The organism is Arthrobacter sp. NEB 688 (genome assembly GCF_013201035.1).
Taxonomy (GTDB): Bacteria; Actinomycetota; Actinomycetes; order Actinomycetales; family Dermatophilaceae; genus Phycicoccus.
Window position 1 is genome coordinate 2709088 of the sequence record NZ_CP053707.1, and the last position, 21957, is coordinate 2731044.

At 75.0% G+C, this 21957-nt stretch carries 20 protein-coding genes, 1 tRNA gene and 1 riboswitch; of the genes, 18 read left to right on the forward strand and 3 right to left on the reverse strand.

The genetic code is table 11. The features are described from left to right. Positions 1–3 precede the first annotated feature (3 nt). From HL663_RS12700 to HL663_RS12730, 7 genes are all read left to right on the forward strand, one after another. The gene (locus tag HL663_RS12700; protein WP_173028719.1) at positions 4–891 is read left to right on the forward strand and encodes a segregation and condensation protein A; all 888 of its coding nucleotides are present in this window, start codon (positions 4–6) and stop codon (positions 889–891) included. Next, on the forward strand, positions 884–1522 hold the full coding sequence (gene scpB / locus HL663_RS12705; RefSeq protein ID WP_173028720.1) for an SMC-Scp complex subunit ScpB: 639 nt from the start codon (positions 884–886) through the stop codon (positions 1520–1522). Before HL663_RS12700 ends, scpB begins: the two co-directional genes overlap by 8 nt. After that, positions 1519–2415: a pseudouridine synthase gene (locus tag HL663_RS12710; RefSeq protein ID WP_173028721.1), complete on the forward strand. Its 897-nt coding sequence runs from the start codon at positions 1519–1521 to the stop codon at positions 2413–2415. Before scpB ends, HL663_RS12710 begins: the two co-directional genes overlap by 4 nt. Beyond that, complete coding sequence (locus HL663_RS12715) at positions 2415–3497, forward strand: prephenate dehydrogenase (RefSeq protein ID WP_173028722.1); 1083 nt, start codon at positions 2415–2417, stop codon at positions 3495–3497. The genes HL663_RS12710 and HL663_RS12715 overlap by 1 nt, the downstream gene beginning before the upstream one ends. A 24-nt stretch (positions 3498–3521) precedes the next feature. Beyond that, positions 3522–4217, forward strand: coding sequence for a (d)CMP kinase (gene cmk, locus HL663_RS12720; protein ID WP_173028723.1), 696 nt, complete (start codon positions 3522–3524; stop codon positions 4215–4217). A gap of 242 nt (positions 4218–4459) precedes the next feature. Beyond that, complete coding sequence (gene der, locus HL663_RS12725) at positions 4460–5929, forward strand: ribosome biogenesis GTPase Der (RefSeq protein WP_286175609.1); 1470 nt, start codon at positions 4460–4462, stop codon at positions 5927–5929. Between the two features lie 89 nt (positions 5930–6018). Beyond that, positions 6019–6092, forward strand: a tRNA-Pro gene (locus tag HL663_RS12730). Positions 6093–6321: 229 nt separating this feature from the next. Here HL663_RS12730 and HL663_RS12735 read toward each other — a convergent pair. Continuing rightward, positions 6322–7479, reverse strand: coding sequence for a MalY/PatB family protein (locus tag HL663_RS12735; RefSeq protein WP_173028725.1), 1158 nt, complete (start codon positions 7477–7479; stop codon positions 6322–6324). 83 nt (positions 7480–7562) lie between these two features. Here HL663_RS12735 and clsA point away from each other — a divergent pair, with 83 nt between their 5' ends. The 10 genes from clsA (at position 7563) to gcvP (ending at position 16197) form a co-directional block, all read left to right on the forward strand. Then, on the forward strand, positions 7563–8159 hold the full coding sequence (gene clsA, locus HL663_RS12740; protein WP_173028726.1) for a cardiolipin synthase ClsA: 597 nt from the start codon (positions 7563–7565) through the stop codon (positions 8157–8159). A 32-nt stretch (positions 8160–8191) separates the two neighbouring features. Beyond that, positions 8192–9049 (forward strand): DUF881 domain-containing protein, encoded by an 858-nt coding sequence (locus tag HL663_RS12745; protein ID WP_173028727.1) that lies wholly within the window; start codon positions 8192–8194, stop codon positions 9047–9049. Then, positions 9046–9378 (forward strand): small basic family protein, encoded by a 333-nt coding sequence (locus HL663_RS12750; protein WP_173028728.1) that lies wholly within the window; start codon positions 9046–9048, stop codon positions 9376–9378. The genes HL663_RS12745 and HL663_RS12750 overlap by 4 nt, the downstream gene beginning before the upstream one ends. Beyond that, entirely contained in the window at positions 9375–10145 is a 771-nt protein-coding gene (locus HL663_RS12755) for a DUF881 domain-containing protein (RefSeq protein WP_173028729.1), read from the forward strand. The genes HL663_RS12750 and HL663_RS12755 overlap by 4 nt, the downstream gene beginning before the upstream one ends. A gap of 28 nt (positions 10146–10173) precedes the next feature. Then, positions 10174–10560: a glycine cleavage system protein GcvH gene (gene gcvH, locus HL663_RS12760; RefSeq protein WP_173028730.1), complete on the forward strand. Its 387-nt coding sequence runs from the start codon at positions 10174–10176 to the stop codon at positions 10558–10560. Between the two features lie 106 nt (positions 10561–10666). Next, positions 10667–11122 carry an FHA domain-containing protein gene (locus HL663_RS12765; RefSeq protein ID WP_173028731.1) on the forward strand — a complete coding sequence of 152 codons (456 nt, stop codon included), beginning with the start codon at positions 10667–10669 and terminating at the stop codon, positions 11120–11122. Positions 11123–11133: 11 nt separating this feature from the next. Then, positions 11134–11817 (forward strand): transcriptional regulator FtsR, encoded by a 684-nt coding sequence (ftsR, locus tag HL663_RS12770; protein WP_286175610.1) that lies wholly within the window; start codon positions 11134–11136, stop codon positions 11815–11817. Between the two features lie 42 nt (positions 11818–11859). Next, complete coding sequence (locus tag HL663_RS12775) at positions 11860–12351, forward strand: bifunctional nuclease family protein (RefSeq protein ID WP_173028732.1); 492 nt, start codon at positions 11860–11862, stop codon at positions 12349–12351. A 161-nt stretch (positions 12352–12512) separates the two neighbouring features. Further along, positions 12513–13100 (forward strand): MerR family transcriptional regulator, encoded by a 588-nt coding sequence (locus HL663_RS12780; protein WP_173028733.1) that lies wholly within the window; start codon positions 12513–12515, stop codon positions 13098–13100. Positions 13101–13151: 51 nt separating this feature from the next. Then, positions 13152–13248, forward strand: a riboswitch (glycine riboswitch). Between the two features lie 72 nt (positions 13249–13320). Further along, on the forward strand, positions 13321–16197 hold the full coding sequence (gcvP, locus tag HL663_RS12785) for an aminomethyl-transferring glycine dehydrogenase (protein ID WP_173028734.1): 2877 nt from the start codon (positions 13321–13323) through the stop codon (positions 16195–16197). A 4-nt stretch (positions 16198–16201) separates the two neighbouring features. On the opposite strand, the gene HL663_RS12790 is transcribed toward gcvP, so the two are convergent. Further along, positions 16202–19204, reverse strand: a complete 3003-nt coding sequence (locus tag HL663_RS12790; RefSeq protein ID WP_173028735.1) for an AAA family ATPase — start codon at positions 19202–19204, stop codon at positions 16202–16204. After that, positions 19201–20373 carry an exonuclease SbcCD subunit D gene (locus HL663_RS12795; RefSeq protein ID WP_173028736.1) on the reverse strand — a complete coding sequence of 391 codons (1173 nt, stop codon included), beginning with the start codon at positions 20371–20373 and terminating at the stop codon, positions 19201–19203. The genes HL663_RS12790 and HL663_RS12795 overlap by 4 nt, the downstream gene beginning before the upstream one ends. Positions 20374–20465: 92 nt before the next feature. Here HL663_RS12795 and HL663_RS12800 point away from each other — a divergent pair, with 92 nt between their 5' ends. Next, entirely contained in the window at positions 20466–21947 is a 1482-nt protein-coding gene (locus HL663_RS12800; RefSeq protein ID WP_173028737.1) for a glutamate-cysteine ligase family protein, read from the forward strand. The last annotated feature ends 10 nt before the right edge of the window (positions 21948–21957 follow it).

Below are 21957 nucleotides of genomic sequence, written 5' to 3' on the forward strand. Positions count from 1 at the left end.
CCGATGTCCTCGCCCCCCGGGGCCGCGGAGCACGAGGCGGTCGTCCCCGGCGGGGTCCTCACCCGCCGCGCGGCGGTCACGCCCTTCGAGGTGCACCTCGACAACTTCACCGGCCCGTTCGACCTGCTCCTCGGGCTGATCAGCAAGCACAAGCTCGACATCACCGAGATCGCGCTCGCCACCGTCACCGACGAGTTCATCGCCTTCATCCGCGCCGCGCGCGAGCAGGGCGACGCGTGGGACCTCTCGCAGGCCACCGAGTTCCTCGTCGTCGCCTCGACCCTGCTCGACCTCAAGGCGGCGCGGCTCCTGCCGCAGTCCGGCCCCGAGGACGAGGAGGACCTCGCCCTCATCGAGGCCCGCGACATCCTCTTCGCCCGGCTCCTGCAGTACCGGGCCTTCAAGGACATCGCGCGCACCTTCGCCGAGCGGATGGCCACCGCCGGCCGGCGCCACCCTCGTGCGGTGGCGCTCGAGCCGCACCTCGCCGCGCTCCTGCCCGAGCTCGTCATGACCGTCTCGCCGGACCGGCTGGCCATCATCGCCGCCCGCGCCCTGACCCCGAAGCCGGTCCCGACGGTCGGGCTCGCCCACCTGCACGCACCCCAGGTCAGCGTGCGCGAGCAGGCGACGCTCATCGGCGAGCGGCTGCGCCGCGACCGCGTCGCGTCCTTCCGCAGCCTCGTCCAGGACGCCGACAGCACCCTCGTCGTCGTGGCCCGCTTCCTCGCGCTGCTCGAGCTCTTCCGGGAGGCGGCCATCGGCTTCGAGCAGGCCGAGGCGCTCGGGGAGCTGACCGTGCGCTGGACCGGCCCGGACGACGGCGAGGTGCAGGTCACCGACGAGTTCGACGACCCGCCCGAGACCCCCGAGGAGACCCCCGATGAGTGAGCCCGTGCCCGACGTCGACGACGGCGTCGTGCCCGACGCCGTCCCGGAGGACCAGCTGGCCTTCGACGTCGCCGACTTCCCGGGCGGGATCCGCGGCGCGATCGAGGCCGTCCTCATGGTCGTCGACGAGCCGGTGACGACGATGGCCCTCGCCTCGGCCGTCGAGCAGCCCGTCGGCGACGTCGAGGAGGCCCTCGCCGAGCTCGAGGCCGGCTACGCCGAGCAGCTGCGCGGCTTCACGCTGCGCCAGGTCGGTGGTGGCTGGCGGATGTACAGCCGCCACGAGTACGCCCCCGTCGTCGAGAAGTTCGTCCTCGACGGCCAGCAGGCCCGCCTCACGCAGGCCTCCCTCGAGACCCTCGCGGTCATCGCCTACCGCCAGCCGGTGTCCCGCTCCCGCGTCGCGGCGGTGCGCGGCGTCAACGTCGACGGCGTCATCCGGACCCTCCTGTCCCGCGGGCTCATCGAGGAGCTCGGCCAGGACGAGGAGTCCACCGCGACCCTGTACGGCACCACCAGCTACTTCCTCGAGCGCCTCGGTCTGCAGTCGATCGACGACCTGCCGGCGCTCGCCCCCTACCTGCCCGAGGTCGACGTGCTCGACGAGATCGCCGAAGGAGGCCGCGCATGACGCCGCCGAAGAACCGTGGGAACGCCGGACGAGGAGGTCGCCCTCTGCAGGGCGGCCGCCCGCAGCAGGGTGCCGGCTCCGGCCGCGCCCGCGGCACCGGGACCACCCGGCCCAGCCAGCCGACGCAGACCAAGCGCGAGCCGCAGCGGCCCGTCATCGACGTCCACGACCCCGACGGCGTGCGCCTGCAGAAGCTGCTCGCCGCCGCCGGCGTCGGGTCGCGCCGGGTCTGCGAGGACCTCATCTCGCAGGGCCGGGTCGAGGTCGACGGGCAGGTCGTGCGCGAGCTCGGCGTGCGCATCAAGGCCACGCAGACCGTCCACGTCGACGGCGAGCGCGTCCAGCTCGACGAGTCGCGGGTCTACCTCGCCTTCAACAAGCCGCTCAACGTCGTCACCTCCATGAGCGACGACCTCGGCCGGGTCGACATCGGCGACTACTTCGGCGACCGCAAGGAGCGCCTCTTCCACGTCGGGCGCCTGGACGCCGACACCGAGGGCCTGCTGCTGCTGACCAACGACGGCGACCTCGCCCACCGGCTCCAGCACCCGCGCTACGGCGTCCTCAAGACCTACCTCGCCCAGATCCCCGGCCCCGTCCCGCGCGACCTCGGCAAGCGGCTGCGCGAGGGCGTCGAGCTCGAGGACGGGCCGGTGCAGGTCGACTCCTTCCGGGTCGTCGACTCCCAGCCCGGCAAGGCGATCGTCGAGGTCGTCCTGCACGAGGGGCGCAAGCACATCGTGCGCCGGATGCTCGCCGAGGTCGGCCACCCCGTCCTCTCGCTCGTGCGGACGCAGGTCGGGCCGGTGCGCCTCGGCGAGACCAAGCCGGGCAAGTTCCGCTCGCTCTCGAGCGCGGAGGTCGCCGCGCTGTACAAGGCCGCAGGGCTCTGATGCGCGTCCACGTCGTCGGCACCGGGCTCATCGGCGCCTCGCTCGGCCTGGCGCTGACCCGGCACGGCGACGACGTGACGCTCGAGGACGCCGTGCCGACGCACGCCGCGCTGGCCCGCGACCTCGGGGCCGGGCGGCTGCCGGGGGAGGGCGAGGAGCTCGCGCCCGACCTCGTCGTCGTCGCCGCACCGCCGGACGTGACGGCCGGGTGCGTCCTGGAGGCGCTGCGTCGCTGGCCGGACGCCGCCGTCACGGACGTCGCGTCGGTCAAGGGCGCGGTCCTCTCGGCCCTGCGCGCGGCCGGCGCGGACCTCACCCGGTACTGCGGCTCCCACCCGATGGCCGGGCGCGAGCGCTCCGGCGCGGTGTCGGGCCGGCACGACCTCTTCGACGGCCGCGCGTGGGTCGTCACCCCGACGGACGAGACGCGGGCCGAGGTCCTCGACCTCGTGACCGCCGTCGCGACCGCCGCGGGCGCCGCCGTGCGCCGCCTGCCCCCGGACGCCCACGACCGGGCCGTCGCCGCCGTCTCGCACGTGCCGCAGCTGGCCGCCAGCCTCGTCGCCGCCCGGCTCGAGGACCTCGACGAGCCGGCCGTCGCCCTCGCCGGCCAGGGCCTGCGTGACGTCACCCGGATCGCCGCGAGCGACCCGCACCTGTGGACCCAGATCCTCGCCGGCAACGCCGGCGCCGTGCGCGCCGTCCTCGCCGCGCTGGCCGACGACCTGTCGGCCGTCGTCGACTCGCTCGGGGCGCTGGAGGCCGGGGGAGACCCGGTCGGGGCCCGCGGCACGCTGGCCCGCACCATCGCCGCCGGGAACGCCGGCCACGCCCGCATCCCCGGCAAGCACGGCGCCGCCCCGACGGCCTACACGACCGTGCGCGTCCTCATCCCCGACGAGCCGGGCCAGCTCGGCCGGCTCTTCGCGGACGTCGGCGAGATCGGCACGAACATCGAGGAGTTCCACCTCGACCACGGGCTCGGCCAGCCGTTCGGGCTCGCCGAGGTCGACGTCGTGCCGAGCGCGGCCGCCGGGCTCGCCGAGGCCCTCGCCGAGCGGGGCTGGCGCCTCCACGGCTGACGCACGTCAGTAGGCTCTCCCCCCATGACCGCGCCGCTCACCATCGCCATCGACGGTCCCTCCGGCTCCGGGAAGAGCAGCGTCGCGCGCGCCGTCGCGCAGCGCCTCGGCATCGGGTTCGTCGACACCGGGGCCACCTACCGGGCGCTCACCTGGTGGTGCGGCGAGCGGGGGATCGACCTCGCCGACACGGGTGCGGTGGCGGCCGCGGCGCGCGAGCTGCCGCTCGAGCTCGGCACCGACCCGTCCTCGCCGCGGGTGCTCGTCGACGGCACCGACGTGACGGAAGCGATCCGCACCTCCGAGGTGAGCACCGCCGTCTCGGCGGTCGCGACCAACCGAAAGGTGCGCCCGGTGCTCCAGCAGCTCCAGCGCGACCTCATGGCGGCGGCGGCGGAGCGCACCGGCGGGGTCGTCGCCGAGGGGCGCGACATCACGACCGTCGTCGCGCCCGACGCCCGCGTGCGCGTCCTGCTCACGGCCTCCGAGGAGGCCCGGCTGCGCCGGCGCAGCACCGAGCTGCACGGCACCGCCGACGCCGCCGCCGTCGAGGCGACGCGCGACCAGGTCGTGCGCCGCGACCGCGACGACTCGACCGTCTCGACCTTCACCGAGGCCGCCGAGGGCGTCGTCCTCGTCGACACCTCCGACCTCGACCTCGAGCAGAGCATCGAGGCCGTCCTCGACGTCGTCGCGGCAGCGGACGAACCGGGCGCCTGACGGCCGACCCCGCACGTGCGGGGTTATCGCTGTCGGGTGGGTCGGGGGTCCCGGAAAAGCCCGCACGTGCGGGGTTATCGCTGTCCGGTCGCCTCCCGGGTCGCGGAGAGCCCGCACGTGCAGGGTTATGGCTGTCCGGTCGCCTCCGCGGATCGCGGAAAGCCTCCACGTGCCGGGTCTCCGCACACCCGTCCGACCGGCGCGATTCGGGGGAGCGGGGTCCCGTGCGGGAGGATGGACCCGTGAGCACCGACGACCCGACGCAGACGCAGGACCCCGAGGCCGTCGAGCGCGCCCTGCGGGCCGGACTCGAGGACTTCGACCTCGACGACGAGGACCGCGCCCTCCTCGACGGAGAGGGCGACCCGGACGCCGACGACGAGCGCGGCGGGCCCGCGCCGGTCGTCGCGGTCGTCGGCCGCCCGAACGTCGGCAAGTCGACGCTCGTCAACCGCATCCTCGGCCGCCGCGAGGCCGTCGTCGAGGACGTGCCGGGCGTCACCCGCGACCGCGTCGCCTACGACGCCGAGTGGACCGGGCACCCCTTCACCGTCGTCGACACCGGCGGCTGGGAGGTCGACGCCACCGGCATCCACCTGCGCGTCGCCGAGCAGGCCGAGATCGCCGTCGAGCTCGCGGACGCCGTGATGTTCGTCGTCGACGCCACCGTCGGCGCCACCGACGACGACGAGGCCGTCGTCCGGATGCTCCGCCGCGCCGGCAAGCCGGTCGTCCTCGTCGCCAACAAGGTCGACGACCAGCGCACCGAGGCCGACGCCGCCGCCCTGTGGAACCTCGGGCTCGGCCAGCCGTGGCCGGTCTCGGCCCTGCACGGCCGGGGGAGCGGTGACGTCCTCGACGCGCTGCTCGACGTGCTGCCCGAGGTCTCGGCCGTCGGCGCCTACGCCCGCGGCGGGCCCCGGCGGGTCGCGCTGCTCGGCCGCCCGAACGTCGGCAAGTCCTCGATGCTCAACAAGCTGACCGGCACCGACCGCGTCGTCGTCGACGACGTCGCCGGCACCACCCGCGACCCGGTCGACGAGGTCGTCGAGCTCGGCGGGCGCACCTGGCGCTTCGTCGACACCGCCGGCATCCGCCGCCGCGTGCACCAGACCCGCGGCGCCGACTTCTACGCCTCGCTGCGCACGCAGACGGCGCTGGAGAAGGCCGAGGTCGCCGTCGTCCTCGTCGACTCGAGCGCGACGATCGCCGAGCAGGACGTCCGCGTCATCCAGCAGGTCATCGACTCCGGCCGCGCCCTCGTCATCGCCTACAACAAGTGGGACCTCACCGACGAGGAGCGCCGCCACTTCCTCGAGCGCGAGATCGACCGCGACCTCGTCCAGGTGCCGTGGGCGCCGCGCGTCAACGTCTCGGCGCGCACCGGCCGCCACCTCGAGAAGCTCGTCCCGGCGATCGACCGCGCGCTGGAGTCGTGGGAGACCCGCATCTCGACGGGTCGCCTCAACGCGTTCCTCGGCGAGGTCGTCGCGGCCCACCCGCACCCGGTGCGCGGCGGCAAGCAGCCGCGCATCCTCTTCGCGACGCAGGCCGGCACCCGCCCGCCGCGCTTCGTCCTCTTCGCGTCGGGCTTCATCGAGGCCGGCTACCGCCGCTTCGTGGAGCGCCGCCTGCGCGAGGAGTTCGGCTTCGAGGGCACCCCGATCGAGATCTCGGTCCGGGTGCGCGAGAAGCGTCGCGACCGACGCTGACCTCTCGCGCGCGTCCGCGGGGCAGGCCGATTGGGTCGCGCGGGCGCGCGTGGGATAAGGTTTCGACGCTCCCGCGAGGGGGCGAGCCACGGGCTGTGGCGCAGCTTGGTAGCGCACTTGACTGGGGGTCAAGGGGTCGCAGGTTCAAATCCTGTCAGCCCGACAGAACGAGAGAGCCGCTGTGGATCGACGGAGTCGACCGCAGCGGCTCTCTCGTTGTCGGGACTGACGGGATGGCAGGAGCGCGGCGTCCTGTCAGCCGAGCCCGGGTATCAGGGAAGTTCCGCGTCATCACGGCGACGGCGCAGAAGCCGGCCGGTGACGGGGATGCATCCGCGTCCGCCCGGAACTTCCACGTCGTCACGGTGACGGCGCAGACGCTCGGTGAGCGCTCAGCCCACCACGGTCGCCATCCGACGGACGGCCTCCTCGAGGATGGCGGGGGAGGTCGCGAAGTTGAGCCGGACGAAGCCGCGGCCGGCCTGCGCGCCGTAGCGCGGCCCCGAGCCGAGCGCGACGCGTCCCCGCTCGCGGAAGGCGGTGGCCGGGTCGTCGCCGAGGTCGAGGGCGCGGCAGTCGAGCCAGCCGAGGTAGGTGGCCTCCGGCGCCGTCCAGCGGATGTCCGGCAGGTGCTGCGCGAGCAGGCGCCCGACGAGGTCGCGGTTGGCCGTCAGCTCGGTGCGCAGCCGGGCGTGCCAGTCGAGGCCGTCGCGCATCGCGGCGACGTGGGCGATCTCGCCGAGGTGCGAGCTGCCGTGGGTGTGCACCTCGGGCAGGCGGGCGAGCTCCGCGCGGGCCTGCGGGCCGGCGACGACGACGGCGGACTTGAGCCCGGCGAGGTTCCAGCCCTTCGAGGGCGAGAACACCGCGAACGCGTCCTCGGCGCCCGGCACGGTGAGGTAGGGCGTGAACGCCGGGCCGCCGTCGTGGACGAGGGGGGCGTGGATCTCGTCGGCCACGACCCGCACCCCGAACTCGCGGGCGAGCGCGGCGAGGGTCGCGAGCTCGTCGGGGGAGTGGGTCACGCCCGTGGGGTTCTGCGGGTTGCACAGGAGGTAGCCGACCCGCCCACCGCCGGCGGTCGCCTCGCGGAAGGCCGTGCGCAGCGCCTCGGGGTCCAGCCGCCCGTCCGCGCCGAGCGGCGCGTCGACGCGCCGCCGGCCGATGGCGTCGACGAAGCCGAAGAACGAGTCGTAGACCGGCGGGGAGACGACGACCGCGCCGCGCTCGTCGGTGAGCATCCGCAGCACCTCGCTCGCGCCGATCATCACGTCGGTGACGACGAGCATCGCGGAGGGGTCGACGTCCCAGCCCCACGTCGCCCCGGCGTAGCGCGCGACCTCGGCGGCGTACAGGGGCGCCCAGCCGTAGCCGGTGTCGCCGCGGGAGACGGCGGACGCGACGGCGTCGGCGACCGCGGGGCAGGGGTCGCAGTCCATCTCGGCCACCCACAGGGGCAGGACGTCGGACGGGTAGGCCAGCCACTTGACGCTCGTGCGGTCGCGCCGCAGCTCGGTCTCGGAGGCGCCGAGGATGCTCGTCGTCGTCATCCCGCCACCCTAGGGCGCCTGGGCCCGCCCGCCCGGCGAGGCGACGACGCGCCGACCCGGTGCCACCCCATACAGTGGCGCGCATGACGCACGAGGGGTCCCCGGCACCGGCCAGCTCCCGGGTCCTCACCCTCCCCAACGTCCTCAGCTCGCTGCGGCTGGTCGGGGTACCGGTCTTCCTCTGGGCGATCGTCACCGAGCAGGACGTCCTCGCGCTCGTCCTCCTCATGGCCTCGGGCCTCACCGACTACCTCGACGGCAAGATCGCGCGTGCCTGGGGCCTGGAGTCGCGCCTCGGCCAGCTCCTCGACCCGGTGGCCGACCGGCTCTACATCGCCTCGACCCTGCTCGGGCTGGCCTACCGCGACATCCTCCCGTGGTGGGTCGTCGTCGTCCTCTTCGCCCGCGAGGCGTTCATGGCGATCGTCGTGCTCGTGGCCAAGCGGCACGGATGGGTGGGGCTGCCCGTGCACTTCGCCGGCAAGGCCGCGACCTTCAACCTCCTCTACGCCTTCCCGCTGCTCCTCCTCGCCGACGGCGAGAGCACCCTCGCGCGGGTCGCCGAGCCGGTCGGCTGGGGCTTCGCGTGGTGGGGCATCGTCCTGTACTGGCTCTCGGCGTTCATCTACGCCGCGCAGCTGCGCCACCTCCTCGCGCACGAGCGGGCGGTCCCGGCGTGAGCGATGCGGGTGGCCGCCGTCCGGACGCGTCGATGACGCTCATCCGGACGATGATGGAGCGCCCGCTCGACCCCGGGTACGCGGCGGCCGCGACCCGGCGCGAGGCAGCCGGCCTGCCCCGCTCGACCTCCCTGCGCGCCCCGCGGCTGCTCGCCGCGGCCGTGGCCCTCGGGCTCGTCGTCGGGGTGGCCGCCTCCAACCTCACCGCGCCCGACACGCCGCGCTCCGCCGCCCGCGCCGACCTCGTCCGCCAGATCGAGGAGCGGCGCACCCAGGTGGAGCAGCTGTCCGCCCAGCAGCAGCGCCTCCAGGCGCAGGTGTCCACACTCGAGGCCGCCCAGCTCGGCCCCTCGGCCGCCGGTGGTGCCCGTGGCCGCACCCTCGCCCAGGCGGTCGGCGCCGTCGCGATGACCGGCCCCGGGATGGTCGTCACGCTCGACGACGCCCCGGCCGGTGACGCCGCCGACGGCACGGACGCCGCCGAGGACCAGCGGGTGCTCTCCAAGGACCTCCAGTACGTCGTCAACGCCCTGTGGCAGGCGGGCGCCGAGGCGGTGAGCATCAACGGCAACCGGATGACGTCGGTCTCCGCGATCCGCTTCGCCGGCTCCGCCCTCGTCGTCGACTTCCGCCCGCTGGCCCGCCCCTACCGGATCACCGCGCTCGGCGACCCGCAGTCGATGCCCGCCGCGTTCGCCGACGGCGTGGGTGGCAGCTACCTCTCGACGCTGCACAGCACGTTCGGCATCCGCGCCGACACCGACGTCTCGTCGGACGACCTGTCGGTGCCCGCGGGCCGGGGCCTCACGCTGCGCGAGGCGACGCCGGTGGATACTGGGGCGTCCCCGACCGGCGGGACGCGCAGCGACCAGGAGGACGGCCCGTCGTGATCCCAGCCCTCGGCCTGGCCATCGGCGTCGTCGTCGGCCTGCTCCTCCAGCCCACCGTGCCGGTGTGGCTCCAGCCCTACCTGCCGATCGCGGTCATCGCCGCCCTCGACGCGGTCTTCGGCGCGGTGCGCGCGATCCTCGACGGGATCTTCAGCGACAAGGTCTTCGTCGTCTCCTTCCTCTCCAACGTCGTCGTCGCCGCGTTCATCGTCTTCCTCGGCGACAAGCTCGGGGTCGGCAGCCAGCTCTCCACCGGCGTCGTCGTCGTCCTCGGGGTCCGGATCTTCTCCAACGTGGCCTCCATCCGACGCCACCTCTTCGACGCATGACCGAGCCGCACGACGCCACCCCGAGCGGACCCCGCGACGCCCACCACGCGTGGTCCCGCCTGCGCCGCGCCGGCTCGCCGCGCCTGAGCCGCTCCAACCTCTTCGCGATGGTTCTCGCCCTCGCGCTCGGCTTCGCGATCATCGCCCAGGTGCGCCAGACCTCGCTCCAGGGCCTGGAGACCCTCCGCGAGGACGAGCTCGTCCGCATCCTCGCCGACGTCGACCAGGACGGCGACCAGCTCTCCGGCGAGGTCCGCGACCTGCAGTCCTCGCTCGAGCTGCTCAAGAGCCGCACGACCGGCGAGCAGGAGGCGCAGCGCGCGGCGCAGGAGCGGCTCGACGCGCTCGCCATCCTCGCCGGCACCGCCCCGGCGAAGGGGCCCGGCATCCTCCTGCGCCTCGAGGACCCGCAGCGGCAGGTGCGCCAGAACCTCCTCCTCGACGCCGTCCAGGAGCTGCGGGCCGCGGGCGCCGAGGCCATCCAGGTCGGCGACGTGCGCGTCGTCGCCTCGACGTGGTTCGCCGACACGCCCGAGGGCGACATCTCGGTCTCCGGCACCTCGGTCAGCCCGCCGTACGTCATCCGCGCCATCGGCGACCCCAACACCCTCGCCGGGGCCATGCAGATCCCGGGCGGCGTCACGGCGACCGCCCGCCGGGTCGGCGCCGAGGCCTCCGTCGACATCCGCGACGAGGTGGAGGTCGACGCGTTGCTGAGCGTCACCGCGCCTCAGTACGCTCGGCCCGTACCCACGACCACCCCCTGACGCCGACCGCGTCCGAGACAGGAGAACCATGAGCGACCTCGAGTACCCCGCCGGCCTGCGCTACACCGCCGAGCACGAGTGGGTCCGCGAGGAGGCCGGCGTGGTGCGCATCGGCATCACGGCCTTCGCGCAGGAGGCCCTCGGCGACGTCGTCTACGTCAGCCTGCCGGCCGTCGGCACCACCGTCACCGCCGGCGACACCTGCGGCGAGGTCGAGTCCACGAAGTCGGTCAGCGACCTCTACGCGCCGGTCGCCGGCGAGGTCACCGCCGTGAACGACGCCCTCGACGCCACGCCCGAGCTCGTCAACTCCGACCCGTACGGCGAGGGCTGGATGTACGAGCTGCGCCCGGCCGACGACGCGGCCGTCGCGGCCCTGCTCGACGTCGACGCCTACCGCGCCCAGCTGTCCTGATCGCTGCCCTGCGCAACCGGTTTCCCCCCGGGTCGGGACTTCCGTCCCGTCGTGATCTAGGGTGGCAGGTCCCGGCGACCGCCGACGGAGAGGGTGGTAGGACGACATGACTGGCGACGAGCGGGGCGAGCAGCAGCCGCCCGTCCCCGAGCCCACGACGATGCGCCTGCAGGCGGTCGAGGGCACGCGGGTCGAGCCGCAGAGCGAGGCCGAGCACGTCCTCACGAAGGCCGACCTCGCCACCGTCGAGGCGCTGCGTGCGGGGACGGCGCTCCTCGTGGTGCTGCGCGGGCCGAACACCGGCGCCCGCTTCCTGCTCGACGACGACGAGGTCGTCTCGGGCCGGCACCCCGACAGCGACATCTTCCTCGACGACGTGACGGTCTCGCGCCGTCACGCGGTCTTCCAGCGGGCGGGCGGCACCTTCGTCGTCCGCGACGTCGGCTCGCTCAACGGCACCTACGTCAACCGCGACCTCGTCGACGAGGCGGAGCTGTCGACCGGCGACGAGGTGCAGATCGGCAAGTTCCGGCTCGTCTTCTACGCCTCGGCCCAGGCCTGACCCCGCCCGGCGTGCGCCCCCTGACGATCGGTGCGGTCGTCGCGGCCCTCGCCGAGGAGTTCCCGGACGTCACCGTCTCCAAGGTGCGCTTCCTCGAGGCCGAGGGCCTCGTGACGCCCGAGCGCACCGGGTCGGGATACCGGCGCTACGCCGAGGCCGACGTCGAGCGGCTGCGCTACGTCCTGCGGGCGCAGCGCGACCGGTTCTGGCCGTTGCGGGTCATCAAGGACGCGCTGGCCGCTCTCGACCGCGGGCTCGTGCCGGGCGGTCCGGACGAGCAGCCGGTCGTGCCCGAGCCGGCCGCCGACCCCGAGGTGCCGGACGCGGCCTCGCTCCTCGAGGGCGGCCCGACCGTCCGGCTCACCCGGGCCGAGCTCGCGGCGACGGCGGGGCTGGACGACGCCCTCGTCGGCGACCTGCTCGACCACGGCCTGCTGCGGGCCGGCGCCGACGGGATGCACGGCACCGACGACCTGCGCGCCGCGCGGGCGGCGGCGGGTCTGGCCCGGTACGGCGTCGAGGCGCGCCACCTGCGCCCCGCCCGGACCGCGGCGGACCGCGAGGTGGGGCTCGTCGAGCAGGTCACCGCGGGCCTGCGCGGGGAGGACCGTCGCCGGGCCGCGGCGGAGGTCACCCACCTCGTCCTGGCGCTGCACACCGCGCTCGTGCGGACCGGGCTCGACACCTCCGGCTGAGCGGCCCGCCACGGCGTCCGGGTCGCGAGGTACGGTGGCCGTGTGAAGCTCATGGACGTCCTCGGCGTGCGGGTCGAGATGCCGGGCAACCAGCCGATCGTCCTGCTCAGGGAGCGCGACGGCGTCCGCTACCTGCCCATCTGGATCGGCGCGGCCGAGGCCACCGCCATCGCCTACGCCCAGCAGGGCGTCGTGCCCCCGCGGCCCCTCACCCACGACCTGCTGCGCACCGTCATCGACGACCTCGGCCACACCCTGACGCGGGTGCGGATCGTCTCGCTCCAGGACGGCGCCTTCCACGCCGCGCTCGACATCGACGGCGGCGGCCAGGCCGGGGGGACGACGATCGACTCGCGCTCCTCGGACGCCATCGCCCTCGCGCTGCGGGCCGGCGCCGACATCGTCGCCGAGGAGGAGCTCCTCGCGGAGGCGGGCGTCGAGATGGCCGAGACCGAGGACGACGAGGTCGAGCGGTTCAAGGCCTTCCTCGAGGACGTCTCGGCCGACGACTTCGACACCGACACGGGGTCCTGAGCGCCGCGACACGCCGGTGAGCGTGCGGGGCCCGCGGTCGTTGACCGTCGTCCCACCCACCCCTACTGTCACACCAGTCACAGAAGTGGCCGGGAGAGTGACGTCGATGTCATTCCCGGGCGTATCGTCGTCCGGAGCACCGGCACCATCAGGAGGTAGGCGTGGGCTCCACCGGAGAAGCGCGGCAGGGCGGCACCCCCGCGCCGGTCGCCGCGCAGGGCGTGCTGTTCGCCGACGACCTGCCCCAGCTCGACGACGAGGTCGGCTACCGCGGCCCGACCGCGTGCAAGGCGGCCGGCATCACCTACCGCCAGCTGGACTACTGGGCCCGCACCGGCCTCGTCGAGCCCTCGGTCCGCGCGGCCGGCGGCTCCGGGACGCAGCGCCTGTACGGCTTCCGCGACATCCTCGTGCTCAAGGTCGTCAAGCGCCTCCTCGACACCGGGGTCTCCCTCCAGCAGATCCGCGGGGCGATCACCGTCCTGCGCGCCCGCGGCGTCGACGACCTCGCCGGCATCACCCTCATGAGCGACGGCGCCTCGGTCTACGAGTGCACCTCGAACGACGAGGTCATCGACCTGCTCCAGGGCGGCCAGGGCGTCTTCGGCATCGCCGTCGGCAAGGTCTGGCGCGAGGTCGAGGGCACCCTCTCGGACCTGCCGAGCGAGCGGGCCGCCACCGAGGGCGGCGCCGAGGCGATCCAGCCCGGCGACGAGCTCGGCGCCCGCCGCGTCGCGCGCCTGGCCTGAGCCCGCCACCCCGGTCCCCGGGGGCCTGCGGTGGTAGGTTGGCCCTGCCGCTCACACCGTGCGGGAGAGTCCTCGGCACAGCCGGCCGGGGCGCCGAAGGGGCAATTCTCCCCAGAACCTCTCAGGCGCAAGGGACCGCACGGGACAGGCACCTCTGGAGGCTCCACCGACCCGACAGAGGGGGAGGACGTCAGCATCGTCTGCCCTCCGGAGGACCTTCGTGAGCACGCCTGCCCTTCCCGCCTTCGCCGCCCGCCACATCGGCCCCCGCGAGTCCGACCTCGCCGGGATGCTCAAGGTCGTCGGCCGTGAGTCCCTCGAGGACCTCCTCTCGGCGGCCGTGCCCGACGGCATCCGCTTCGAGGGCGCCCTCGACGTCGAGCCCGCCGAGTCCGAGGCCGCCGTCGTCGCCGAGCTGCGCGAGGTCGCGGCCCGCAACCGCGTCGTGCCCTCGCTCATCGGGCTCGGCTACTACGGCACGCTGACACCGGCCGTCATCCAGCGCAACGTCCTCGAGAACCCCGCCTGGTACACGGCCTACACGCCCTACCAGCCCGAGATCTCGCAGGGCCGGCTCGAGGCGCTGCTCAACTTCCAGACCGTCGTCGCCGACCTCACCGGCCTGCCGACCGCGGGCGCCTCGCTCCTCGACGAGGGCACCGCCGCGGCCGAGGCGATGACCCTCATGCGCCGCTCCTCCAAGGCCGCCGCGGACGCGGTCCTCCTCGTCGACGCCTCCGTCTTCCCGCAGACCCTCGCCGTCGTGCGCACCCGCGCCGTGCCGCTCGGGCTCGACGTCGCGGTGGCCGACCTCACCGGGGTCGACTCCGTGGACGCGCTGCGGGCCGCCGCCGGCGACCGCGACGTCTTCGGCGTCCTGCTCCAGTACCCCGCCGCCGACGGGCGCCTGCACGACCTGCGGGCCGTCGCGGCCGCCGCCCACGAGGCCGGCGCGCTCGTCACCGCCGCGGCCGACCTGCTCGCCCTGACGCTCGCGACCCCGCCGGGGGAGTGGGGCGCCGACGTCGCCGTCGGCACCACCCAGCGCTTCGGCGTGCCGATGGGCTTCGGCGGACCGCACGCCGGCTACATGAGCGTGCGCGCCGGCCTCGAGCGCACCCTGCCCGGGCGCCTGGTCGGGGTCTCCGTCGACGCCGACGGCGCGCCGGCCTACCGCCTCGCGCTGCAGACCCGCGAGCAGCACATCCGCCGCGAGAAGGCGACCTCGAACATCTGCACCGCGCAGGTGCTCCTCGCCGTCATGGCGAGCATGTACGCGGTCTACCACGGCCCGGACGGCCTGCGCGCGATCGCCCTGCGCACCCACGCGCACGCCGTGGCCCTCGCCGAGGCGCTGCGCGCGGCCGGCGTGCAGGTGCAGGACGCGCCGTTCTTCGACACCCTCTCCCTGCACGTGCCCGGCCGCGCCGACACGGTCGTCGCCGCCGCCCTCGCCGAGGGCGTCAACCTCTGGCAGCACGACGACGACACGGTCTGGCTGAGCGTCGACGAGACGACCGACGCGACCGTCCTCGGCAAGGTCGCCCGGGCCCTCGGGGCCACCGCTCCCGAGCGGGTGGACCTCGCCGCCCCGGCGTGGCCCGAGGCGCTGGTGCGCACCTCCGAGTACCTGACCCACCCGGTCTTCTCGGCCCACCGCTCCGAGACGGCGATGCTGCGCTACCTGCGCCGCCTCGCCGACCGCGACTTCGCGCTCGACCGCGGGATGATCCCGCTCGGCTCCTGCACGATGAAGCTCAACGCCACGACCGAGATGGTGGCCGTCACCTGGCCGGAGTTCGCGAACCTGCACCCCTTCGCGCCGCACGAGCAGACCCGCGGCATCCGCGGCCTCGTCGACGAGCTGTCGCAGTGGCTCTGCGAGGTCACCGGGTACGACGCGGTCTCGCTCCAGCCGAACGCCGGCAGCCAGGGCGAGCTCTCCGGCCTGCTCGCCATCGCGGCCTACCACCGGGCCAACGGTGACGACGCGCGCCGGGTCTGCCTCATCCCGAGCAGCGCGCACGGCACGAACGCCGCCAGCGCGGTCATGGCCGGCATGAAGGTCGTCGTCGTCGGCACCGACCCGGTGTCGGGCAACGTCGACCTCGAGGACCTGCGCGCCAAGATCGAGCAGCACCGCGACACCCTCGCCGCGATCATGGTCACCTACCCCTCGACGCACGGCGTCTTCGAGGACACCATCACCGAGCTGTGCGGGCTCGTCCACGACGCCGGCGGCCAGGTCTACGTCGACGGCGCCAACCTCAACGCGCTCGTCGGGCTCGCCCGGCCGGGCAAGTTCGGCGCCGACGTCTCGCACCTCAACCTCCACAAGACGTTCTGCATCCCGCACGGCGGTGGCGGCCCGGGTGTCGGGCCGGTCGCGTGCCGCGAGCACCTCGCGCCGTACCTGCCCAACCACCCGCTCGACGCCGACGCCGGCCCCGAGACCGGTGTCGGCCCTGTCGCGGCGGCGCCGTACGGCTCCGCGAGCATCCTGCCGATCTCCTGGGCCTACGTGCGGCTCATGGGCGGCGAGGGCCTGCGCCGCGCGACCGAGGTCGCCGTGCTCAACGCCAACTACGTCGCGGCCCGGCTGCGCGACCACTACCCGGTCCTGTACTCCGGCACCGACGGGCTCGTCGCGCACGAGTGCATCCTCGACCTGCGCGGCATCACCAAGGAGACGGGGGTCAGCGTCGACGACGTCGCCAAGCGGCTGGTCGACTTCGGCTTCCACGCCCCGACGATGTCCTTCCCGGTCGCCGGCACGCTCATGGTCGAGCCGACCGAGAGCGAGGACCTGCACGAGATCGACCGGTTCTGCGACGCGATGATCGCCATCCGCCGCGAGATCGACGAGGTCGCCGCGGGGACGGTCGCCGTCGCCGACAGCGTGCTGCGCCACGCGCCGCACACGGCGGTCTCGCTCGTGGGGGAGTGGGACCACCCGTACGACCGCAGGGCCGCCGCCTACCCCGACGGGGTCGACGCGATGTCGAAGTACTGGCCGCCGGTGCGCCGCATCGACGGCGCATACGGCGACCGGCACCTCATCTGCTCGTGCCCGTCGCCGGAGGCCTTCGAGGACTGACGGCTCAGGCCGCGGGGGCGGCGTCACCGGCGCGCACGGTGACGCCGCTCCCGGACACCCCCTTGGTCACGACGACCTGGTGGGAGATGCGCGAGCGCAGGTCGGCGACGTGGCTGACGACGCCGACGGCCCGCCCACCCTCGCGCAGCCCGTCGAGGACGGACACGACCTGCTCGAGGCTGTCGTCGTCGAGGCTGCCGAAGCCCTCGTCGACGAAGAGCGTGCCCAGGTCGAGTCCGCCGGCCTCCTCGCGGACGGCGTCGGCCAGGCCGAGCGCGAGGGCGAGCGAGGCCATGAACGCCTCGCCGCCGGACAGGGTCGCGGTGTCGCGGACCCGGCCGGTCCACTGGTCGAGCACCTTGAGGCCGAGGCCGGACTTCGCGCCGCGGGCGGCGCGGTCGTCGGAGTGCTCCAGGAGGTAGCGGCCGGCGCCCATGACGGCCAGGCGCTCGTTGGCCAGCGTGGCGACCTTCTCGAGGCGGGCCGCGAGGACGAACGCGCTCAGGCGCATCCGGAAGGTGTTGTCGCCGCCGGTGCCGCCGACCGTGTCGGCGAGGTCGCGGACCCGCGCGTGGCGCTGGGCGAGGCCGTCGACGTGGGCGGCCTGCTGCTCCAGCGCGGGCCGCAGGCGGTCGAGGGCCCGGCCCGCGCGCTCGAGGACGTCGTGGGCGGAGGTGCCGGCGAGGACGGCCCGCCGGGCCGCGGCGTGCGCGTCGTGGAGGGCGTCGAGGTCGGGGGCGGGCACGGCGAGCGCGGCGACCACGTCGGGGTCCTCGAGCGTGGCGCGCGCGGCGGTGCGGTCGCGGTCGTGGGCCAGGACGAGGTCGCGCAGCCGGTCGGTCTCGGCGACGGTGAGGAGCGCCGCGGACGCGTCGGCGAGCGTCGGGAAGCCGGCCTCCGCGAGCGCGGCGTCCAGGGCGGAGGCCGCCTCGGCGCGCCGCTCCCGGGCCGCGACGAGGGCGTCCTCGCCGGTGGCGAGGTCGAGGAGGAGCCGGTGCACCGAGCGGTGGTGGGCGAGGTCCCCGCCGCCGCACGGGCAGACGGCGTGCGCCTCGACGTCCGCGGCGAGCCGCCGGCGGACGGTCTCGGCCTCTTCGGTGACCTCGGCGAGGCGCTCGTCGAGCGCGGCGAGCGCGGTGGCCGTCTGCTCGAGCGAGGCCGCGAGCCGGTCGGCCTCCGAGCGGGCGCGGGCCTGCTCCGCGGTGGCCTCGGCGAGGCGCTGCTCGGCGGCGCGGGCCCGGGCGAGCTCGTCGAGCGCCGCTGCCCGGGCGGCCTCGACGGTCGGCCGGTCCGCCCCGGCGAGGACCTCGCGCCGGGTGCGGACGGCGGTCTCGAGCGCCCCGGTGCGGGTCTCGAGGCGCGCGAGCGCTGCGCGCGCCGCCTCGACGGCGTCCTCGGTGCGGGCCAGCTGCTCGGGGGTGACGGGGTCGCTCGTGCGGGCCGGACGGGGGTGCTCGGTGCCTCCGCAGACCGGGCAGGGCTCGCCCTCGGCCAGCCCGGCCGCGAGCTCGGCGGCCATCTCGTCGAGGCGGCGCTGGCGCAGGTCGATGAGCTCCGCGAGCCGCGCCGAGAGGGCGTCGCGGGCCGCGAGCACCTCGGGGGCCAGGGCGGCGGCCGCGGCCTCGTCGGCGGCGACCTCGTCGAGGAGGGCGAGCCGGCGCTCCTCCTCACCGACCGCGACGACCAGGTCGGCGGTGCGCGCCCCCTCGACGCTCAGCCGCGTGACCTCGGCGTCGGCCCCAGACGCGGCCTCCCGGGCGGCCGGCAGGTCGAGCAGGAGCTGCTCGTGGCGCGCCCCGAGGGTCTCGGCGCGGCGGCCGCCGTCGGCGAGGGCGAGGGCCAGGTCGTGCGCCGCGTCGGCGTGCCGGGCCACCGCCGCGACCGTGTCGTCGAGGCCGGCGACCCGCTCGGCGAGGGCGGCCGCGCCGTCGCCGAGCGGGTCGGTGCCGACGTCCTCGACGCGGGCGCGCGCCTGCGCCGTGGACCGCTCGAGCCCCGTCACCTCGCGCTCCAGCCGCTCGAGCGCGGCGAGGTGTCCGCGCAGCGTCGAGGCGCGCTCGGCCGCCTCGAGGCGGGCGGTGCGCACGTCGTGCTCGGGGGCGGCGGCCTCGAGGGCCTCGAGGCGGGCCCGGGCGGCCTCGCCCCGGGCGCGGGCGGCGGCGAGGGCACGGCCGTCGGCCAGGGCCTGCTGGGCGGCGGTCTCGGCGCCCTCGGCGACGTCGAGCGCGGCGAGGGAGGAGGTGAGCCGCTCGGTGAGGTCGGCGGCGACGGCCGCGAGGCGCTGCGGCAGCTCCTCGAGCGGCCCCGCGTCGAGGCCGGTGTCGGCGTCGGCCGTCACGAGCGGCTCGAGGGCGTCGGCGAGCCGCAGCAGGTCGGCGTCGAGGGCGGACCGGGCCGTGTCGAGGGCGGCCGCCCCGGTGCGGCGCGCCTCGGCGAGCCACGCCTCGACGTCGGCGAACACCCGGATGTCGAAGAGCCGCTGGAGCAGCTCGCGGCGCACGTCGGGCTCGGCGCGCAGGAACCGCGCGAACTCGCCCTGGGGGAGCAGGACGACGGTGGCGAACTGCTGCAGGCCCATCCCGAGAAGGTCGAGCACGACGTCGGCGACCTCGTCGTGACGGGTGCTCACCGCCTCCCAGCGGCCGGCCCGGTGCTCCTCGAGGACGACGGACGGCTGGACGCGGGTCGTGCCCTCGCCGCGGCGCTTGGGCCGGTACCACTCGGGGGAGCGGGTGATGCGCAGCCGGCGCCCCGCGACGGTGGCCTCGAGGACGACCTCGGGCGGGACCTCGGGCCCGGCGTGGTCCGAGCGCAGCGAGCGGCGCGAGCGGCTGCCCGGCACGTCGGCGTAGAGCGCGAAGCAGACGGCGTCGAGCAGGCTCGTCTTGCCGGCCCCGGTCGGGCCGTGGACGAGGAAGAGGCCGGCGGCCGAGGCGGCGTCGAGGTCGACGTCGACCCGGTCGGCGAACGGGCCGAAGGCCTGGACCTGGAGCCGGTGGATCCTCACGCCGCCCCCGAGCCGCGGGCGGACGCCACGCCCTCGTCGTCGGCGACGCCGCGCTCGACGCGGGCCGCGGTGACCGCCTCGTCGAGCAGGGCGCGCTCCTGCGCGTCGGCCGGACGACCGCCGCGGACGTGGTCGAGGAAGTCGCAGCAGACGTCGACGACCGACGCCGCGCGCACCCGGGTCGCGTAGGGCCGCAGCGGGACGGCGGCCCCCTCGGGCTCGAAGCGCAGCTCGAGGGTGTGGGGGAAGCGGCGGCGCACCCGGTCCATCGCGCCGAGCGGGCGCGCGGGGTCGGTGAGGGTGACCTGGCACCACGCGCGCTCGACGTCGGCGTGCCGGGGGTCGGCGAGGAGGTCCTCGAGGTGGCCGCGCAGGACGGCCAGCGGCCGCTCCACGGGAGCGTCGATCTTCGTGACGACCGGCGCCGCGCCCCCGAGGTCGACGAGGAGGCCGCCCTTGGTGTGGGCGTGCTCGCTGAACGACATCGCGACCGGGGAACCGCTGTAGCGCACCGACTCCGAGACCCGCTGGCGCCCGTGGAGGTGGCCGAGGGCCGCATAGTCGACCCCGTCGAAGACGTCGACCGGCACCGCGGCGACCCCGCCGACCGAGATGTCGCGCTCGGAGTCGCTGGAGAGCCCGCCCGAGACGAAGGCGTGGGCCATGACGACGGTGCGCCCGCCCCGGGTCGCGGCGTCGGCGCGCACGCGGTCGAGGGCTGCGCGCAGCACCGCGGCGTGGGTGCGCTCGGGGGCCCCGAGCGCGTCGGCGACGAGCGCGGGCTCGAGGTAGGGGAGGGGGTGGACGGCGACGTCGCCGACCATCACCGGGCGGCCGACGTCGGCGACGGAGGTGCGCAGGTGCACGCCTGCGCGCTCGAGCAGCCCCGAGGCGAACCCGAGCCGGACCGCCGAGTCGTGGTTGCCGCTGGAGACCACCACCCGCGCGCCCGCGTCGACGAGGCGCTCGAGGGTCTGCGACAGCAGCGCGACGGTGTCGGGCGCGGGCATCGCCCGGTCGTAGACGTCACCGCTGACGAGGACGGCGTCGACGCCCTCGGTGCGGACGACCTCGACGAGGTGGTCGAGGTGGGCCGCCTGGGCAGGCAGCAGCCCGACCCCGTGGAACGAGCGTCCCAGGTGCCAGTCGGAGGTGTGGAGGAACCGCACGAGGACCACGCTAGGAGACGCCACCGACACCGCCGTGGACCGAAACGCGGCCCCCGCTTCCCCGTGCCCACCGGATGTGGTTGGTTGAGCCCATGGGTGCGGAGGTCACGGCGCAGAGCTACTCGCGCGAAGAGCGTCAGCGGTACCGGGAGAAGGTCCGGCAGAACCTCGACGTCTTCGAGCGGATGCTCACGACGAGCTCGTTCGAGTTCGACCGGCCGATGACCGGCCTCGAGATCGAGCTCAACCTCGTCGACGAGCACCAGGACCCGCACTTCCACAACGCGGCGGTCCTCGAGGCCATCGCCGACCCGGGCTACCAGACCGAGCTGGCGCGCTACAACATCGAGCTCAACGTGCCCCCGCGCCCGCTGCCCGGCGACTCCGCCATCGAGCTCGAGCACGACCTCCGGGAGAGCCTCAACGCGGCCGACGCCGCCGCGCAGGAGGTCGGCTCGAAGATCGTCGCGATCGGCATCCTCCCGACGATCATGCCCGAGCACTACGAGGGCGACTGGATCAGCGCGAACAACCGCTACACGGCGCTCAACGACTCGATCGTCGGGGCCCGCGGCGAGGACGTCTACCTCGACATCGAGGGCCCGACCGGCGAGCGCGTCGCCACGTACTGCTCCTCCATCGCCCCCGAGTCGGCGTGCACCTCGGTGCAGCTGCACCTCCAGGTGGCGCCGCACGAGTTCGCCCAGCACTGGAACGCGGCCCAGGCCCTCTCGTCGGTGCAGCTCGCGCTGGCCGCCAACAGCCCCTACTTCTTCGGCAAGCGGCTGCACGCCGAGACCCGCATCGAGCTGTTCAGCCAGGCCACCGACACCCGGCCGGTCGAGCTGAAGAACCAGGGCGTGCGCCCGCGCGTGTTCTTCGGCGAGCGCTGGATCACCTCGATCTTCGACCTCTTCGAGGAGAACGTCCGCTACTTCCCGACCCTCCTCGCCGAGATCACCGACGAGGACCCGATGGCCAAGCTCGAGGCGGGCGTCGCGCCCGAGCTCGCCGAGCTGCGGCTGCACAACGGCACGGTCTACCGCTGGAACCGCCCGATCTACGACATCGTCGGCGGCACCCCGCACCTGCGGGTCGAGAACCGGGTGCTGCCGGCCGGCCCGACGATCGCCGACGTCCTCGCCAACGCCGCGTTCTACTACGGCGCGGTGCGCCACCTCGCGGCGGCCGAGCGCCCGGTCTGGACGAAGATGAGCTTCGCGGCCTGCGCCGACAACTTCGAGCGGGCCGCCCGGGCCGGGATGGACGCGCGCCTGTACTGGCCGGGCTTCGGCGAGGTCTCGGCCGACGAGCTCGTCCTGCGCCACCTGCTGCCGATGGCCCACGAGGGGCTGCGCTCCTGGGGTGTCTCGGACGCCGTGCGCGAGCGCTACCTCGGCATCATCGAGGGCCGCGCGACGACGGGCATCAACGGGGCCGAGTGGCAGACCCGCACGGTCGAGCACCTCGAGGCGCAGGGCCACGACCGGCGCGACGCGCTGCGCCGGATGCTCGCCCGCTACTCCGAGCTGATGGACTCCAACGAGCCGGTGCACACCTGGCCGCTGCCCTAGCGGCGCGGGG